The sequence below is a fragment of the Devosia sp. genome, from assembly GCF_028290645.1.
GTDB lineage: Bacteria > Pseudomonadota > Alphaproteobacteria > Rhizobiales > Devosiaceae > Devosia_A.
The window spans coordinates 1-16,218 of the sequence record NZ_JAQGJL010000076.1; the positions used below are offsets into that span (position 1 = coordinate 1).

The following is a 16,218-nucleotide window of genomic DNA, read 5'->3' on the forward strand; positions in this document are numbered from 1 at the left end:
GGGAAAAGCGCGGGTCGCGGATGACCTGCAGCAGCGCCGCGCCGTTCATTTCGGGCATGTACCAATCCATGAAGACGATATCGTAGCGCGTCGCCTGGATGGCGCCGACGGCGGCCGCGGCGCCCGCGAGATCGTCGATGGCGACGAGGCCGAGCTTGCGCAGGGTTGCCGCGACGGCGGCGCGCGCATAGGCATTGTCGTCGACGATCAGCGCCTTCAGATTTTGCGGCAGGAACATCGGCGCCTGGCCCCCAGCCGATTCGCTTATTGTCTCGTCGCCAGATCGAGGCGGGAAAGTCTGCAACTTTTCCTGATCTCGCTGTAGCACCCACTATTTTACCGGGAGTTAACCATGTCAACGCCGACCGAGGTGAGCCGCTGCAGCTGGGCCGGGAGCGATACGCTCTACGTCGACTATCACGACCGCGAATGGGGGCGGCCGGTGATTGACGACAGGCGGCTGTTCGAAAAGCTCTGCCTCGAAGGATTCCAGGCGGGGCTGGCGTGGATCACCATCCTCAGGAAGCGGGAGAATTTTCGCGCGGCGTTCCTCGGCTTCGAGATCGACAAGGTCGCGGCGATGGGTGAGAGCGATATCGAGCGGCTGCTGCAGGATGCCGGGATCATCCGGCATCGCGGCAAGATCGCTTCGACCATCAACAACGCGAAGCGGGTGCTGGAGGTGCAGCGCGAGTTCGGCTGGTTTGCGGCCTATATCTGGCGGTTCGAGCCCGAGCCGGTGAAGGCGCCGGTGACGGTGGGCAACATTCCGGCGGAGACCGAGGGCTCGAAGGCGCTGAGCAAGGATCTGCGCAAGCGCGGGTTCTCGTTCGTGGGGCCGACGACGTGCTACGCGTTCATGCAGTCGATGGGGCTGGTGAACGACCATGTGGAGGGGTGCTTCTGCCGGGTGGAGTCGGAGGCGGAGCGGACGGCGTTGAAGCGGCCGGGGTGATGGGTGGGCGGCCGTCGGGCCGGTGGCTGTGGACCCCCACCCCTGCCCCCTCCCCCTAAGAATGGGGAGGGAGACCCTCACACTAAAATCGATGCTGGCGTCTCCCTCCCCCTGTTGAGGGGGAGGGGTCAGGGGTGGGGGTCGGCTCGCACCGGCCCCACTGCTACCCCCGGAAATCCGGGGGCAGGCCGATGTCCTTGAGCAGGTGCGGCGGGAGCGAAGCCGCCCGGCCGATGGGGCGGGGGCGGAGGGCTCGCCTGAGCAGCGTGTCGGCGCGGCGTTTGGCGATGAACAGCAGCAGGCGGCCGAATATACCGCGTTCCGCTTCGAGATCGGACGTTTCGCGCAGGTTCGGCGCGACGCGGTCCTTGACGGTAGTGATCATCGTGGCATCCGGGCAAGCCCGGTCCTCTGGTGAAGGCAGAGGGGCGCCGGTGGGGCCGGCCGCTTGTCGCGGCCAGCCCTTTACCGATAGTCCCAGTAGCTTTTCGGCTCCATCACCTCGGGCATCAGCCCGAGGTCGCGACGGAGGTATGAGGGCACAGGTGGCGAGCCGCGCGACTTGTAGCGCCGCGCCGCGCGGGCCAGCTGGGCGTCGGCCAGCATGGTGACGACAGCTGACACCAGCGCGCCGGCGACGCCGGCATGGGAGCGCACGAAGGCGCGGTGCGAATGTGCGGGGGCACGGGTTTCGAGTTCGAGAGTCATGGTGTCGTCCGGACGCGATGCGGCCGGTCCTCTGGATGAGAGACAATCGGGGTGGCGACGGAATCGGGACGCGCGGAGGCGCCGAGGGCGAGGCCGGCTTGCTATGTCAGTCGAGGCTAGGAAGTGCTGGGAGGGGACCCCGTGGCGGGGTCGGCGCCTATTTGGCTAGGGCGATTCCAGCTTGGAGAACGCCAGGGCCGGAGGCGTGGATGAACATGGTCATATGTTGCCCCCTCTGTGGTTGGCGTTGAACGGTGGTGCTGATACGCCGGTTGAAATCCGCTGCCAAGCCCTCATGCGACAGCCTGCCGCACCATGAAGGCCACTGTTGCCGTTTCGACACAGGGGCATTCCTTGAGTCACAAGGGGCTTTCCGTTAGGAACCAGCCTCAGATTCCGGGCTCCGATAGCAAAAACCATGACCGACAAGAAGAAGCTCATCGCGCCGCGGCTGCCGCGCGGCTTCGAGGACCGTTTGCCGGCCGAGATTTCGGCCGTCGACGAGATGGTGCGCAAGATTCGCGTGGTCTATGAGCGCTATGGGTTCGATCCGGTGGAGACGCCGCTGTTCGAATATACCGAGACGCTGGGCAAGTTCCTGCCCGATACCGACCGGCCGAATGCCGGGGTGTTTTCGCTGCAGGACGACGACGAGCAGTGGCTGAGCCTCCGCTACGACCTGACGGCGCCGCTGGCCCGGCATTTTGCGGAGAATTTCGAGAAGCTGCCGAAGCCCTATCGCTCGTATCGGGCGGGGTATGTGTTCCGCAACGAGAAGCCGGGGCCGGGGCGGTTCCGCCAGTTCATGCAGTTCGACGCCGATACGGTGGGGGCCGCGGGGCCCGAGGCCGATGCCGAGATGTGCATGATGATGGCCGACACGATGGATGCGCTGGGGTTGGCGGGTCAGTATGTCGTGAAGGTGAATAATCGGAAGGTGCTGGATGGGCTCCAGGAACTCATCGGCATTGCCGGCGACGAGAACGCCGGCAAGCGGCTAGCGGTCCTCCGCGCCATCGATAAGTTCGATCGACTGGGCGTGGACGGCGTCGTCGCATTGCTTAGTGTCAAAGGCCGTACCGACGAGAGCGGCGATTACACTGTGGGTGCGGGACTGTCGGACGATCAGATCACGCGGCTGTTGACCATTACCGGATTGGGTTCGGAACTCTCCGGCGCAAAGGGCGCGGTGAACGGGATGACGGTCAGCAACCTCGAAGACGAGCTTCAAGGCAGTGCCCGTGGCTCCGAGGGGGCCGCCGAACTCATGGCCATGTCCAACCTGTTTCACGCGAGCGGATACGAAGACCGCATCCGCATCGACCCGTCCGTTGTCCGTGGCCTCGAGTACTACACCGGTCCTGTCTTCGAGATCGAACTCACCTTCAAGGTGCAGAACGAAAGAGGTCAAGACGTCGTGTTCGGCTCCGTCGGTGGCGGTGGCCGTTATGACGGTCTCGTTTCGCGGTTCCGTTCGGAGCCCGTCCCCGCGACCGGGTTCTCCATTGGCGTCTCGCGCCTTGCGCATGCGCTGAAGCTTACCGGCAATCTTGGGGCTTCCGAGCCGGTCGGGCCGGTAGTCGTTCTGGTAATGGATCGGGAGCAGACGGCGCGGTATCAGGAGATCGTTTCGCGGTTGCGGAAGGCCGGGATACGGGCCGAGATGTTCCTTGGGGCGACGAAGAATTTCGGCAAGCAGGTCGCTTATGCCGACAAGCGCAACTCGCCCGCGGTGATCATCGAGGGCACGCAGGAGCGCGAGCAGGGGATCGTGCAGATCAAGGACCTAGTGGCCGGCAAGGAAGCGGCGAAAGCCATTTCCGACAATGCCGAGTGGAAGGCCGAGCGGCCGGGGCAGTTCGAATGCACCGATGCCGAGATCGTCGAGAAGATCTCGGCCCTCCCCGCGGTGCGCGCCTATCTGGATGCCAATAAGTGAAGACAGCGTCGGAGCGATATGCGGCGCTGGTGCGGCTGGTCGAATCGCGCACGGTGACGCGGGCGACACCGGCGCTGCTGTTGCCGGCGGGGCCGTATTTCGACCTCGCGGGGGAGGAGTTCGGGCGGAACTTGCTCCTCACCACCACCAATAACGGCGTCGAATATTGCCTCAGGCCGGATTTCACCCTGCCGATCGCGCAGCAATATCTCGAGGACGGGATGATCGGGGTGCCGTCGGCCTATACCTACCTGGGGCCGATCTTCCGCCAGCAGCATTCGACGCCGGTGGAGTATGAGCAGGCCGGGCTGGAACTCCTGGGCCAGCCCGATGCCGACAATGCGCTCGACCAGGTGCTGACCTTTGCGCGCTGGGCGCTCGCCATCTACGACATCACCGCGCCGCAGGTGCGGCTCGGGGGCGTCGGGCTGTTCGAGGCCTTCCTCGAGGCGGCGGAGATCCCGCCGGCGTGGCGGAGCCGCATCCGGCACCGGTTCGGGCACCCGGAGGCGTTGCAGCGGCTGATGGAGCGGCTGGCCAATCCCGAGCAGCGGGTCGACGCCCCTGCCCCGGATAGCCGCGACACGGTGATCGAGATCGTCACCGACGCGATGCTGTCGGGCGGGCTGAGCCTCATCGGCAGCCGCACGCCCGAGGAGATCGCCGACCGCTATCTCGAAAAGCAGGCGCTGGAATCAGCGCCGATCCCGCCCGAGACGGTGGAACTGCTGCAGAACTACCTGTCGGTGGCGGAGAGCACTTCGTCGGCCTTCGAGCGGATTTCGGAGATGTGCAAGGAAGCCGGGTTCGATTTCGACGAGCCGCTCTACCAGGTGCGCAACCATGCGGCGGCGCTGGCGGCGCTGTCGCCCAATGCCGACGTGATCTTCGATGCGAGCTTCTCGCCGCGGCTCGACTACTATACGGGCATCGTGTTCGAGATGACCGGGGCGGATGGGGAAGTGCTTGCTTCTGGCGGCGAATATGACCGGATGCTGGAGCGACTGGGAGCGGGCGAGCCGATCAAGGCATCGGGCTGCGCGCTCTGGGTCGACCGGCTCGAGCGGGAGGCCGGACAATGAGCACGCTGCCCGGTGGCTTGACCCTCGCCATTCCCAGCAAGGGGCGGCTCGAGGAACTGACGCGCAAGTCGTTCTCGACGGCGCGGATGAACATCGCCCGCCCGGGCGGGGCGCGCTCCTATGTCGGCTCGATCAAGAACCAGCCGCAGGTGACGGTGCGCTTCTACCCGGCGGCCGAGATCGCGCGCGAGCTGATCCTCGGCGGCGTCGATATCGGGGTGACCGGCTCGGACCTTATCCATGAGGCGTCGGAGAACGGCGAGGAGAACGTGCTGTTCGTGCGCGGGCTCGGGTTCGGCGAGGCCAACGTGGTGGTCGCCATCCCCGATTCGTGGATCGACGTGCAGCAGATGACCGACCTCGCGGACGTCGCCTCGGATTTCCGCTCGCGGCATGGCCGCTGGCTGCGCGTCGCGACCAAATACGTGAACCTGACGCGGCGGCACTTCGCCAAGTACGGCATTGCGGAGTACCGCATCGTCGAGAGCGCCGGCGCCACCGAATCGGCCCCGGCCGCGGGCTCGGCGGACCTCATCGTCGACATCACCTCGACCGGATCGACGCTCGCCGCCAACCAGCTGCGGGTGCTCGAGGACGGGCTGATCATGAAGTCCGAGGCGAACCTGATCGTGTCGCGCACCGCCGACTGGACGCCGCTCAGGAAAGCGCAGCTCGAGGCGCTGCTGTCGATCATGGGCGGCGTGCCGCCGGGGATTTCCACCCTGCTGTGACCCTCGACATCACCATCCTCATCGCGCTCGGCTTCGTCGGGCTGCTCGCCGGCTTCGTCGACGCGATCGCGGGCGGCGGCGGGCTGATTGCCCTGCCGGCGCTGCTGGCCGCCGGGGTGCCGCCGATCGCGGCGTTCGGCACCAACAAGGTGCAATCGGTGGTCGGCACCGCCATGGCCGCGACCACCTATTGGCGCAAGGGCTTCGTGTCGCTGCCGGCGCTCGGCTGGGCGATCCCCGTCACCTTTGCCGGCGCCTTTCTCGGGGCGCTGGTGGTCAAATCGATCGATGTGTCGATCCTCGCCTACGCCGTGCCGGTGGCGCTGATCGGGGTGGCGCTCTATTTCGCCTTCGCGCCGAAGCTGACCGACGAGGACAGCCACGCGCGGCTCGGCTTTTCGATCTTCGTGCCGGTGATGGGCTTTGCCATCGGGTTCTACGATGGGCTGCTGGGGCCGGGGACCGGCTCGTTCATGACCATGGGGTTCGTCACCCTGTTCGGGCTCGGCGTGACGCGGGCGGCGGCGAATACCAAGTTCCTTAACCTCACCTCGAACCTCGGCGCGCTGGCGCTGTTCATCCCCTCGGGCGACGTGGTCTGGCCGGCTGCCATCGCCATGGCCATCGGCCAGGTCGCCGGCGGCTATCTCGGCGCGCTGACCGGCATCCGCTTCGGGGCGAGGCTGATCCGGCCGCTGGTGGTGGTGGTCTCGATCCTCCTCGCGCTGAAGCTGCTGGTGTTTCGCTGAGGGCCGGGTCCCCTCGAACCCCTCGTAGTGCCTCATCGCTGACACCTTCCGACTTGATGCTGCGGGCAGCAGATATTGTTCCGGAGGTGGATCGTGCGCGCGATTATTGGCCTGTTCCTACTGGTATTTTTGAGTGCGGCGCCGGTGCATGCCGCGAGCTTCGACTGCAGCAAGGCGAGCGCCGCCGACGAGGTGGCGGTGTGCCGCGACGGCACGCTCTCGGGGCTCGACAGCGAGATGGGCGGGCTGTTCTACGCCTATGACAAGGTGCCGATGTTCATGGGCGGGAACGGCGCGCGGCATGACGCGGCCGAGGCGTTCCTCTCCGACCGGCGGGCCTGCGGCTCCGATCTCACCTGCCTGAGGCGCGTCTACACGGCGCGCATCGCGGCACTGAAGCAGGGCATCGAAGGCTCGATGCAGCAGTTCTCGGACCTCCAGAACAACGCCCCGCCGATAACCGTCCCGGTGCCTCCGGCCATCGAGACCCTGATCGCGGGCTATGCCGAGCAATGCAAGAACCTCGGCGGCACGCTCGACGCGGGCAGCGACCGGCCGGGCCTGCTGAGCGGCGACCTCGACGGCGACGGCATCGCCGACTACGTGCTCAATTCGCAGAACCTCAAATGCAGCACGGGCGCCCCGGCCTATTGCAGCAGCGCCGGCTGCGCGGTGGACCTCGCGGTTTCGTCGGATGGGTTCGCCACGCCGATCAAGGTGGTGGGGCGCACGCCGACGCTGGTGCAGAACGATACGGGCACGACGGCGAGGCTCGCGGTCGACAGCAGCAACTGCCCGGGGGCGAAGCCGGAGGACGCGTGCTGGGCGAGCTATAGCTGGAACGGGGGGAAATCGCAGGTGAGTTATGCGGTGGAGCCGACGGCGGGGATGTAGGGGGGTATCGGAAGGACTTCACTAGGGCTGGTGGCTGGGGACCCCCACCCCTGTCCCCACCCCCTACTGGGGAGGGAGACGCTCACACTGGCGTCGGTGTTTTGGTCTCCCTCCCCCTGTTCAGGGGGAGGGGACAGGGGTGGGGGTCGGCAGCCACCGGGTTGAAAGGCCAGCTAGGGCTTCAGCTGCGGATTGGCGGCGAGGATGTTGCGCACGATGCTGCGGAACGCCTGGGCCTCGGGGCCGTCGGGGGCGGACGCAACCACCGGCTGGCCGGCGTCGGACGTTTCGCGGATCGACATGACCAGCGGGATTTCGCCGAGGAACGGGATGTCGAAGGTGCCGGCGGCCGCGCGGGCGCCGCCGTGGCCGAAGATGTCGTAGCGGGTGCCGGTGTCCGGGGCGACGAAGTAGCTCATGTTCTCGATGAGGCCGAGGATGGGGACGCCGGTGCGCAGCAGCATGTCCATCGCCTTCTTGGCGTCGATCAGCGCCAGGGCCTGCGGGGTGGAGACGATGACGGCGCCGAGCAGCGGCACCTGCTGGACCAGCGAGATCTGGATGTCGCCGGTGCCGGGCGGCAGGTCGACGACGAGCACGTCGAGCCCGCCCCAGTCGGACTCTCGCAAGAGCTGGCGGAGGGCGGAGGTGGCCATGGGCCCGCGCCAGACCACGGCCTGGTTGGCGGTCAGCATCGAGCCGATCGACATGGCGCGGAGGCCGAAGGCGGTGTGGGGGGCGAAGATGCCGTCGTCGCGGACGGCGGGCTTGCCCTCGAGGCCGAGCAGCTTCGGGATCGAGGGACCGTAGAGATCGGCATCGAGGATGCCGGTGCGGAGGCCTTCGGCGGCAAAGCCGAGCGCGAGGTTGACGGCGACCGTGGACTTGCCGACGCCGCCCTTGCCCGAGCCGACGGCGATGATGTGGCGGACGCCGGGGACGGCTTCGCGCGGCGGCGGACCGGGGCGGCCTTGCGCCTTGGCCTGTCCGGTGGCGGCCTGGGCGCGGTCGGAGGTGAGCGACACCATGACCTTGCGGCCCTCGGCGACTTTCTCGGCGGCGGCTTGCGCGGCGACGCGAGCGGGGCCGAAGGCGGCCTCCATGCCGGGCGCGACGGAGATGGCGAAGGCCACGGCGCCGGTAGTGACGATGATCTCGCTCAGCCCGCCATAGCCCGAGAGCTCGCCGCCGCCGGGGATTTCGACGGATTGGAGCGCAGTGCGGACGGCGGCGGCGATTGCTTCATTGGCCATTTGGGCTTGCACCGAGGGTGAGGCGCCTTGCCTTCTCCCCTTGAGGGAGAAGGTGGCGCGGAGCGCCGGATGAGGGGTCCGCGCAACGAAGTATAGCGCGACCGGAGCGGAGCGACGGGCGAAGAGCCCGCGGAGAGATACCCCTCATCCGCCCTTCGGGCACCTTCTCCCTCAAGGGGAGAAGGCGTCCCGGCTGCAACTCCGGTGCAAGCGCGATCACGCGCGAGCCGATCAGATGATCGACTGGCCCGTCGACTGCCAGTCCTTGACGAACTGCTCGAGGCCGGACTTGGTCAGCGGGTGGTCGGCGAGCTTGTAGATCAGCGCCGGGGGGATGGTGGCGACGTCGGCGCCGGCCAGCGCGACTTCGGTGACATGGTTGGGCGAGCGGATCGAGGCGGCGAGGATCTGGGTCTTGAACTCGTAGTTGTCGTAGATCTGCCGGATGTTCTCGATCAGCTCGACGCCGTCGAGATTGATGTCGTCGAGGCGGCCGAGGAAGGGCGAGATGTAGGTGGCGCCGACCTTGGCTGCCAGCAGCGCCTGGTTGGGCGAGAAGCAGAGCGTGACGTTGGTCTTGATGCCTTCCTTGGCGAAGGTCTTGGTGGCCCTGAGGCCGTCGAGGGTCAGCGGCACCTTGACCACGACATTGTCGGCGAGCTTCGCCAGCACATGGCCCTCGGCGATCATGCCGTCATAGTCGGTGGCGGCGACCTCGGCCGAGACCGGGCCGGGAACGATCGCGCAGATTTCCTTCACCACTTCCTTGAAGTCGCGGCCCGACTTGGCGACGAGCGAAGGATTGGTCGTCACCCCGTCGAGAAGACCGGTTTCGTAGAGATCGCGGATGTCCTTGATCTCGGCGGTATCGACGAAGAACTTCATGGGGTTTCCCTCCAGGAAACTGGGTTTTTTTATCTACTCAATAGGTAGTCGATTTCCGGCGCGGAGCAAGGCCGCACTGGGGTTTACCTGATGGCGGCGAGCATCTTGTCGGCGAGTTCGCCGACGCGATCCTCGGGGATGCCCGCGACGTTGATGCGGGAATCGTTGATCATGTAGATGCCGTCATCGAGCTTCAGTTTCGTGACGACCTCCTCGGGCAGGCCGAGCAGCGAGAACATGCCGGTGTGCTCGGCGATGAAGTCGAAATCCTTCGAATTGGAGCGCTGGCGGATGGCGTCGGCGAGTTTGACGCGCAGGCGCTTCATGCGTTCCCGCATCTCGGTGAGCTCGGCTTCCCACTCGGCACGCAGCTCCTTGTCCTCGAGGATGACGCGGACAATCTCGGCGCCGTGGTCGGGGGTCTGGGAGATGGTGGCGCGGATGACGTTCTGCATCTGGGACGAGACGACGTCGGCCGACTCGGAGTCCCGGGCGATGGCGATCGCGACGCCGGCGCGCTCACGGTAGAGGCCGAAGTTCTTCGACGCCGAGAAAGCCACCATCGACTCGGGGACCGAGGAGACGACTTTGCGCACGCCATAGGCATCGGCCTCGAGTCCATCGCCGAAGCCGAGATAGGCCAGATCGACCAGCGGGAAGGCGCCGGTGCGCTTGAGACTTTCGACCACCTCGTCCCACTGGGCGTTGGAGAGGCTGGCGCCGGTCGGGTTGTGGCAGCAGCCGTGCAGCAGGACGATGTCGTCCGGAGTGAGGGTATCGAGGGTCGCAAGCATCGCGGGGAAGTCGACGATGCGGGTCTTGTGGTCGAAATAGGGGTAGTAGACCGGCGTCAGGCCGGCGAGTTCGGCCATCGGCCAGTGGTTGGGCCAGCTGGGGTCGGAAATGAAGATGCGGCCCTTGGGGCGGGCGCGGCCGAGGACGTTCATCAGGATCGACAGCGCGCCGGTGCCGCCGGCGCCGTTGACGCAGCGGATGCGGCTCAAGTCGACCACGCCACCGAAGGCCAGGTCGACGATGGCGGCGGAGAATTCCTTGTTGCCGACGACGCCCTTGTAGGTCTTGGTCTTGGCGCCATCGAGGATGCGCTGCTCGGCCTTTTTCACCGACGACATGACGGGCGTGACGCCCTTGGGGTCCTTGTAGACCCCGACGCCGAGGTCGATCTTTCCATCGCGCGGATCGGCGGCGTACTCGGCCATCAGCACGAAAATCTTGTCGAGCGTGGCCTTCTTGAGGGTCTCAAACATCAGTCATGTCCGGGGAAAACGAGGGCGGGGTGTTTATAGGCGAGGCCAAGGGAATTGCAACGGGGGCGACGTTGGGGCCGGTGGCTGTGGACCCCCACCCCTGTCCCCTCCCCCTACTGGGGAGGGAGACCCTCGCACTGAAATCGAGGCTGGCGTCTCCCTCCCCCTGTTGAGGGGGAGGGGACAGGGGTGGGGGTCGGATCCCACCGGCCCTACCGTTTCAACCCCGCAATCAACTGCGGCACCACCTCGAACAGATCGCCCACCAGCGCGATGTCCGCGAGCTTCATCAGCGGCGCTTCGGGGTCCTTGTTGATGGCGACGATCTTCTTCGCGCCCTGTATCCCCGCTAGGTGCTGCAGCGCGCCGGAGATGCCGATGGCGATGTAGAGGTCGGGGGCGATGATCTTGCCGGTCTGGCCGACCTGCCAGTCGTTCGGGGCGTAGCCGGCATCGACCGCGGCGCGGGTGGCGCCGACGGCGGCGCCGAGGACGTGGGCGAGATCGGCGACCAGCGCGAAGTTCTCGGCCGAGCCGAAGGAGACGCCGCCGGCGACGACGATCTGGGCGGTCGAGAGTTCGGGGAGATCGCTCTCGGTCCGGTGGGCGGCGATGAATTTTGCGACGGTCGCGACGTCGGCGTTCACCGGGTGGATGGGCGCACTATTGCCGAGGACGGTGGGGCGGAAGGCCGAGGCGCGGATGGTGAGGAGGTGCTTGGCCTGCCCCGACGATACCGTCTCGATGGCGTTGCCGGCGTAGATCGGCCGGTCGAACCGGGTCGGGCCGTGGATAGCGACGACGTCGGTGATCGGCATCAGGTCGAGCTTGGCGGCGAGCCGCGGGATGGAGTCGCGGCCGGTGGAAGCGGCGGCGGCGATGATGTGCTCGTAGGGCTCGGCGAGCCGGGCGAGCAACGTTGCCACGGCCTCGGGGGCGAGGCTGGCGAGGGCGGGGCTGTCGGCTACTAGGACTTTTTCGACGCCGGCGAGCTGGGCCGCTTCGGCGGCGATGGCAGAAACGCCCTCCCCCGCGACGAGCAGGTCGACCGGGCCGAGCTTTTCGGCGGCGGCGACGATGCGGGCGGTGGCGGCGGACAGGCGGCCGAGATCGTGTTCGGCGAGGACGAGCACGGTCATCAGAGCGCCTCCAGCTCGGCGAGTTCGGAGTTGATGGCGGCGACTAGCTCGGCCGTGGTGGCGAGCCTGCGGCCGGCGGTGCGCTCGGGGGGCGGGCTGACTTTTTCGAGTTTCAGGCGCGGCGTGAGATCGACGCCGAAATCGGCGGCCGGGCGGACGGCGAGCGGTTTGGACCGGGCTTTCATCACCATGGGCAGCGCGGCGTTGCGCGGGGTGTTGAGGCGGAGGTCGGCGGTGACGATGGCGGGGAGCGGCACGGCGACGGTGGCGCGGCCGTAGTCGACCTCGCGCGTTACCTCAAGCCCCTGCCCCAGCACCTTGATCTCGGAAGCGAATGTCGCCTGCGGCCAGTCGAGCAGGCCCGCCAGCATCTGGCCGACCTGGTTGGAATCGTCGTCGACGGCTTGCTTCCCCAGCAGCACCAGATCGGGCTTTTCCTCGGCGACGACGGCCTCGAGAAGCTTTGCCACCGCGAGGGTTTCGACCCTGCCGTCGGCCTCGATCAGCAGGCCGCGATGCGCGCCCATTGCGAGGGCGGTGAGGATGACGTCGTTGCTCTGTTTCTGGCCGATCGATACGACGACGATCTCGGTGGCGTGGCCCGCCTCGGCGAGCTGCACGGCGGCCTCGACCGCGTGTTTGTCGAACGGATTCATCGACATGCGCACGTTTTCTGTCTCGACGCCCGAACCATCGGGCCGGACCCGCACGCGCACCGCATGATCGACGACGCGCTTGACGGCAACGAGGATTTTCATCGGTTCCTCCAAGAGGTTGCGGGGTGTTTTGCAGAAATGGCGGAGGGGGGCAAGGTTGGGGTGGGAAATTCTTGGCTTGGCGGGGGCGGGAGGGAGAAAGTCGTGCCCCCGATGTCTCGCCGGTGCGTGTGGACCCCCACCCCTGTCCCCTCCCCCTAGGAATGGGGAGGGAGACCCTCACACTGAAATCGAGGCGGGCGTCTCTCTCCCCATGTTGAGGGGAGGGGACGGGGGTGGGGGCGGCATGCTCCGGCGGCGAAGAGATCATCGCGCCGGGTTGACGCCCGCCTGCCCCGCCCGGCACAATGTTGCCTTACTAGCTCAGGTTTCCCCATGCCCGTCATCAACCGCATTGCGGAGTTCGCCGACGAAGTCGCCGAATGGCGCCGTGATTTCCATACGCATCCCGAACTGCAGTACGACCTGCCCCGCACCTCGGGGAAGGTCGCCGAGCTGTTGCGCTCGTTCGGGGTGGACGAGGTGGTGACCGGGATCGCGAAGACCGGCGTGGTCGGGGTGATCCGGGGGCGCGGGGCGGGAAAGACCATTGGGCTGCGCGCCGACATGGATGCACTGCCGATCCTCGAGCGCACCGAGCGGCCGTACCAGAGCCAGTCCGCGGGCCGGATGCATGCCTGCGGACATGACGGGCATACCGCGATGCTGCTCGGCGCCGCCAAATATCTCGCCGAGACGCGCAATTTCGACGGCACTGCGGTGGTGATCTTCCAGCCGGCGGAGGAAGGCGGCGCGGGTGGGCGGATGATGGTCGAGGAAGGGCTGATGGACCGCTTCGGCATCGAGGAAGTCTATGGCATGCACAACATGCCGGGGACGCCCGCCGGGCATTTCGGCATCCGCACCGGCGGCATCATGGCGGCGAGCGACGAGTTCAACATCGCCATCGAGGGCCAGGGCGGCCACGCGGCGTTTCCGCAGAACACTATCGACCCGGTGATGGTCGCGGCGCAGCTGATCACCGCGCTGCAGACGATCGTGTCGCGCAATGTCGATCCGATGCGCTCGGCGGTGCTGTCGGTCACCATGATGCGGGCGGGGGATGCGTTCAACATCATCCCGCAGAGCGTGCATCTGACCGGCACGGTGCGGACGCTCGACGAGGCGGTGCGCGACCTGATGGAGGAGCGGCTCAAATCGGTAAGCCGGAAGCTGGCGGACACGTTCGGCGCCAAGGCCGAGGTGACGTATCGGCGCGGCTATCCCGTGACGGTGAACGCCAAGGACCAGTCCGCCTATGCCAGCAGCGTGGCGGGGGCGGTGGCGGGGGCTGACAGCGTCAACACCAGCGTCGATCCGACCATGGCGGGGGAGGATTTTTCCTACATGCTCCGGGCCCGGCCGGGGGCGTTCATCTTCCTCGGCAACGGGGCGTCGTCGCAGCTGCACAGCGATACGTATGATTTCAATGACGAGATCATTCCGGTGGGGATCAGTTATTGGGTGAAGCTGGTCGAGGGGGCTTCGGGGGCGTAGAGGGCTCGATTGCCGGCCGGTGGCTGGGGACCCCCACCCCTATCCCCTCCCCCTAAGAATGGGGAGGGAGACCCTCGCACTGACATCGGGGCTGGCGTCTCCCTCCCCCTGTTTCAGGGGGAGGGGACAGGGGTGGGGGTCGGCACGCACCGTACGTCGTAGCGGCCGCGTCGCGCGCTTTCGAGTAAATGGAGATCGAAACATGGCGATCAAGCGGATGGACAACGTCGGAATCGTCGTCGACGACCTCGGAGGGGCGATTGATTTCTTTCGCGAACTCGGCCTCGAGTTCGAGGGGCGGGCCACGATCGAAGGGGAATGGGCCGGGCGTGTCACCGGCCTCGGCGATCAGCGGGTCGAGATCGCCATGATGCGCACGCCGGACGGCCACAGCCGGCTCGAGCTCTCCCGCTTCCTCGCGCCCCCTGTCGTCGCAGATCACCGGAACGCCCCGGTCAACGCCCTGGGCTACCTGCGCGTCATGTTCACCGTGGACGACATCGACGAGACGCTGGCAAGGCTCCGCTCGCGCGGTGCGCAGCTCGTAGGCGAAGTCGTCCGGTATGAAGATGCGTATCGGCTCTGCTACATCCGCGGGCCTGGGGGGCTGCTCATCGGGTTGGCCCAGGAACTCGGCTGAGGGCAATGCGAAGACCAGTGGCGAAGCACGCACCGAACGTCGTGGCCGACGCGTCCCGCTTTCGTGCAAACGACACCTGTGACTAATAGTTAGTCTGCGAACCTTCATTGCGATTCCCGCCCGACCGATGACCCCTACCCTCACTGCCGGCACCGTCGCCCGCCGGACGCTGCTGACATTGCTGATTTCCGCGGCCGGCGGTGGTGTCGCGGCGCTGCTCAACCTGCCGGCGGCGTGGCTGATGGGCGGGGCGCTGGCGGTGGCCGTTGCGGCGCTGCTCGGCGCCCGGGTGATGCTGCCCAACTGGCTCAGGGACGCGACGTTCGTGTTCACTGGGCTCTCGATGGGGGCGAGCGTCGCGCGCGATTCGCTGGCGCTGATGATCCAGTGGCCGGTGACGCTGGCGGCGCTGGTGCTCGAGCTGATCCTGATCATCAGCCTCACCGGCTTCCTGTTGCGAAAGCTGTTCGGGCTCGATCGCGGCACGGCGTATCTGAGTTCGTTCCCGGGGCACCTCAGCTTCGTGATGTCGATCGCGGCGGCGGGGGTGGGCGATTCGCGCCAGATCATCATCATCCAGGTGATCCGTATCCTCCTGCTCACCATCTGCGTGCCGGTGGGGGCGGTGTTCCTGCCGATCGGGCATTATTCCGGCGGCCCGGTGCAGCCATCGGTGCCGCTCGAGGTGCTGGCGCTGGTCGCGGGCGCCTGTGCGATCACCGGGTTCGTGTTCACGCGGCTCAGGATCCCCGCCGGCTACGCGCTCGGCGCCATGGCGGCCTCGATCGCCGCCAAGTTCGCCGGCCTGTTCGAGGGCGCGGTGCCGCCGGTGCTGCTGGTGGTGATCTTCATTTTCGTCGGCGCGCTGATCGGCTCGCGCTTCAACGGCATCACCCGCGACGAGTTCGCGAAGGCCGCGCTCGGCGGCCTCGCCGGGACGGCGCTGACGGTCGGCATCGTGACGCTGGTGGCGTTCGCAGTGTCGCCGCTGGTCGACATGCCGTTCGGGCAGATCTGGCTGGGGCTGTCGCCGGGGGCGCTCGAGGGCATGGGCGCGCTCGGCATTGCGCTCGGGTTCGATACGGCGTTCATCGCGGCGCATCATGTGACGCGGCTGCTGCTGCTCACCTTCGCCATTCCGGTGGTGGCGATGATGGTGCGCGAGAAGGAACTGCCGTAGGACCGCCCCAATCGTGGGCAGAACTGCCCGCCATATTTTTGGAGATTTGCCGATGCTGCGTCAGCTGACCCTTGTTGCCTTCCTTGCCGGCCTTGCCGCCACCCCGGCGCTGGCGCGCGAGAACTGCGAGTACAACGACGACCAGCCGGGCCTGAAGATCGAGTTCGGCTTCTCCATCGGCGGCAAGCGCGGTGGCGACAGTTTCGATCCCGATATCGCCAAGCTGGAGTTGCGCAAGCGCGGCGTCGAAGCACGCTCGGTGAGCATGGCGCCGGACGGGTGCGTCGAGGCCTTCGTGCAGTACCCCGATGGCTCGTGGCACAGCGATTATTATGATCCGGATACGTGGCGGCAGGTGGACTGAGGGGGACTGTCGGTCCATCTCCCTGAGGGGAGAAAGGGACGGTTCCGGCCCGCGCTGCCGGTGGCTGTGGACCCCCACCCCTGTCCCCTCCCCCTGAGAAGGGGGAGGGAGACCCTCACACTGACATCGAGGCTGGCGTCTCCCTCCCCCTGTTTAGGGGGAGGGGTCAGGGGTGGGGG

Annotated in this window: 18 protein-coding genes; 10 read left to right on the forward strand and 8 right to left on the reverse strand. The window is 66.9% G+C overall.

Going from position 1 to position 16,218, the window contains the following annotated elements:
- A partial coding sequence (locus JWQ89_RS03990) for a response regulator (protein ID WP_299638613.1) occupies positions 1-238 on the reverse strand: 238 nt, incomplete at its 3' end.
- Positions 239-352: 114 nt separating this feature from the next.
- On the opposite strand from JWQ89_RS03990, the gene JWQ89_RS03995 reads away from it, so the two are divergent.
- Positions 353-955: a DNA-3-methyladenine glycosylase I gene (locus tag JWQ89_RS03995; protein ID WP_299638614.1), complete on the forward strand. Its 603-nt coding sequence runs from the start codon at positions 353-355 to the stop codon at positions 953-955.
- A 163-nt stretch (positions 956-1,118) separates the two neighbouring features.
- Here the strand turns inward: JWQ89_RS03995 and JWQ89_RS04000 are convergent, their stop codons facing one another.
- Both JWQ89_RS04000 and JWQ89_RS04005 read right to left on the reverse strand, forming a co-directional pair.
- On the reverse strand, positions 1,119-1,340 hold the full coding sequence (locus JWQ89_RS04000; protein WP_299638616.1) for a hypothetical protein: 222 nt from the start codon (positions 1,338-1,340) through the stop codon (positions 1,119-1,121).
- 80 nt (positions 1,341-1,420) lie between these two features.
- Positions 1,421-1,663, reverse strand: coding sequence for a hypothetical protein (locus tag JWQ89_RS04005; RefSeq protein ID WP_299638618.1), 243 nt, complete (start codon positions 1,661-1,663; stop codon positions 1,421-1,423).
- Between the two features lie 418 nt (positions 1,664-2,081).
- Between JWQ89_RS04005 and hisS the strand changes: the two genes are divergently transcribed.
- The 5 genes from hisS to JWQ89_RS04030 all read left to right on the forward strand — a co-directional run bounded on the left by hisS (position 2,082) and on the right by JWQ89_RS04030 (position 7,058).
- Complete coding sequence (gene hisS, locus JWQ89_RS04010; RefSeq protein ID WP_299638619.1) at positions 2,082-3,602, forward strand: histidine--tRNA ligase; 1,521 nt, start codon at positions 2,082-2,084, stop codon at positions 3,600-3,602.
- Positions 3,599-4,684, forward strand: coding sequence for an ATP phosphoribosyltransferase regulatory subunit (locus JWQ89_RS04015; protein WP_299638621.1), 1,086 nt, complete (start codon positions 3,599-3,601; stop codon positions 4,682-4,684). Before hisS ends, JWQ89_RS04015 begins: the two co-directional genes overlap by 4 nt.
- Entirely contained in the window at positions 4,681-5,415 is a 735-nt protein-coding gene (gene hisG / locus JWQ89_RS04020; protein WP_299638623.1) for an ATP phosphoribosyltransferase, read from the forward strand. Before JWQ89_RS04015 ends, hisG begins: the two co-directional genes overlap by 4 nt.
- On the forward strand, positions 5,412-6,164 hold the full coding sequence (locus tag JWQ89_RS04025; RefSeq protein ID WP_299638625.1) for a TSUP family transporter: 753 nt from the start codon (positions 5,412-5,414) through the stop codon (positions 6,162-6,164). Before hisG ends, JWQ89_RS04025 begins: the two co-directional genes overlap by 4 nt.
- Before the next feature lie 93 nt (positions 6,165-6,257).
- Entirely contained in the window at positions 6,258-7,058 is an 801-nt protein-coding gene (locus JWQ89_RS04030; RefSeq protein WP_299638627.1) for a hypothetical protein, read from the forward strand.
- A gap of 173 nt (positions 7,059-7,231) precedes the next feature.
- Here the strand turns inward: JWQ89_RS04030 and JWQ89_RS04035 are convergent, their stop codons facing one another.
- The 5 genes from JWQ89_RS04035 to JWQ89_RS04055 form a co-directional block, all read right to left on the reverse strand.
- Positions 7,232-8,311 carry an Mrp/NBP35 family ATP-binding protein gene (locus JWQ89_RS04035; protein ID WP_299638628.1) on the reverse strand — a complete coding sequence of 360 codons (1,080 nt, stop codon included), beginning with the start codon at positions 8,309-8,311 and terminating at the stop codon, positions 7,232-7,234.
- Between the two features lie 231 nt (positions 8,312-8,542).
- Positions 8,543-9,196, reverse strand: coding sequence for a fructose-6-phosphate aldolase (gene fsa / locus JWQ89_RS04040; RefSeq protein ID WP_299638629.1), 654 nt, complete (start codon positions 9,194-9,196; stop codon positions 8,543-8,545).
- A gap of 83 nt (positions 9,197-9,279) precedes the next feature.
- Positions 9,280-10,464, reverse strand: coding sequence for an amino acid aminotransferase (locus JWQ89_RS04045; protein WP_299638630.1), 1,185 nt, complete (start codon positions 10,462-10,464; stop codon positions 9,280-9,282).
- A gap of 212 nt (positions 10,465-10,676) precedes the next feature.
- Complete coding sequence (locus tag JWQ89_RS04050) at positions 10,677-11,603, reverse strand: FAD-binding protein (protein ID WP_299638631.1); 927 nt, start codon at positions 11,601-11,603, stop codon at positions 10,677-10,679.
- Positions 11,603-12,361: an electron transfer flavoprotein subunit beta/FixA family protein gene (locus JWQ89_RS04055; protein ID WP_299638633.1), complete on the reverse strand. Its 759-nt coding sequence runs from the start codon at positions 12,359-12,361 to the stop codon at positions 11,603-11,605. Before JWQ89_RS04055 ends, JWQ89_RS04050 begins: the two co-directional genes overlap by 1 nt.
- Before the next feature lie 333 nt (positions 12,362-12,694).
- On the opposite strand from JWQ89_RS04055, the gene JWQ89_RS04060 reads away from it, so the two are divergent.
- The 4 genes from JWQ89_RS04060 to JWQ89_RS04075 all read left to right on the forward strand — a co-directional run bounded on the left by JWQ89_RS04060 (position 12,695) and on the right by JWQ89_RS04075 (position 16,039).
- Entirely contained in the window at positions 12,695-13,855 is a 1,161-nt protein-coding gene (locus tag JWQ89_RS04060) for a M20 aminoacylase family protein (protein WP_299638634.1), read from the forward strand.
- A 202-nt stretch (positions 13,856-14,057) separates the two neighbouring features.
- A complete protein-coding gene (locus tag JWQ89_RS04065; RefSeq protein ID WP_299638635.1) occupies positions 14,058-14,495 on the forward strand; it encodes a VOC family protein in 438 nt (145 codons plus the stop codon).
- A gap of 127 nt (positions 14,496-14,622) precedes the next feature.
- Complete coding sequence (locus JWQ89_RS04070; protein WP_299638638.1) at positions 14,623-15,675, forward strand: AbrB family transcriptional regulator; 1,053 nt, start codon at positions 14,623-14,625, stop codon at positions 15,673-15,675.
- Between the two features lie 52 nt (positions 15,676-15,727).
- Positions 15,728-16,039 carry a hypothetical protein gene (locus JWQ89_RS04075; protein WP_299638640.1) on the forward strand — a complete coding sequence of 104 codons (312 nt, stop codon included), beginning with the start codon at positions 15,728-15,730 and terminating at the stop codon, positions 16,037-16,039.
- Positions 16,040-16,218: the final 179 nt, after the last annotated feature.

What these genes read in the sequence shown, in the direction of transcription:
- JWQ89_RS03995 (WP_299638614.1), top strand. Translation starts at nt 353, where the DNA reads ATGTCAACGCCGACCGAGGTGAGCCGCTGCAGCTGGGCCGGGAGCGAT.
- JWQ89_RS04000 (WP_299638616.1), bottom strand. Translation starts at nt 1,340, where the DNA reads ATGATCACTACCGTCAAGGACCGCGTCGCGCCGAACCTGCGCGAAACG.
- JWQ89_RS04005 (WP_299638618.1), bottom strand. Translation starts at nt 1,663, where the DNA reads ATGACTCTCGAACTCGAAACCCGTGCCCCCGCACATTCGCACCGCGCC.
- hisS (WP_299638619.1), top strand. Translation starts at nt 2,082, where the DNA reads ATGACCGACAAGAAGAAGCTCATCGCGCCGCGGCTGCCGCGCGGCTTC.
- hisG (WP_299638623.1), top strand. Translation starts at nt 4,681, where the DNA reads ATGAGCACGCTGCCCGGTGGCTTGACCCTCGCCATTCCCAGCAAGGGG.
- JWQ89_RS04035 (WP_299638628.1), bottom strand. Translation starts at nt 8,311, where the DNA reads ATGGCCAATGAAGCAATCGCCGCCGCCGTCCGCACTGCGCTCCAATCC.
- fsa (WP_299638629.1), bottom strand. Translation starts at nt 9,196, where the DNA reads ATGAAGTTCTTCGTCGATACCGCCGAGATCAAGGACATCCGCGATCTC.
- JWQ89_RS04045 (WP_299638630.1), bottom strand. Translation starts at nt 10,464, where the DNA reads ATGTTTGAGACCCTCAAGAAGGCCACGCTCGACAAGATTTTCGTGCTG.
- JWQ89_RS04050 (WP_299638631.1), bottom strand. Translation starts at nt 11,603, where the DNA reads ATGACCGTGCTCGTCCTCGCCGAACACGATCTCGGCCGCCTGTCCGCC.
- JWQ89_RS04055 (WP_299638633.1), bottom strand. Translation starts at nt 12,361, where the DNA reads ATGAAAATCCTCGTTGCCGTCAAGCGCGTCGTCGATCATGCGGTGCGC.
- JWQ89_RS04060 (WP_299638634.1), top strand. Translation starts at nt 12,695, where the DNA reads ATGCCCGTCATCAACCGCATTGCGGAGTTCGCCGACGAAGTCGCCGAA.
- JWQ89_RS04065 (WP_299638635.1), top strand. Translation starts at nt 14,058, where the DNA reads ATGGCGATCAAGCGGATGGACAACGTCGGAATCGTCGTCGACGACCTC.
- JWQ89_RS04070 (WP_299638638.1), top strand. Translation starts at nt 14,623, where the DNA reads ATGACCCCTACCCTCACTGCCGGCACCGTCGCCCGCCGGACGCTGCTG.
- JWQ89_RS04075 (WP_299638640.1), top strand. Translation starts at nt 15,728, where the DNA reads ATGCTGCGTCAGCTGACCCTTGTTGCCTTCCTTGCCGGCCTTGCCGCC.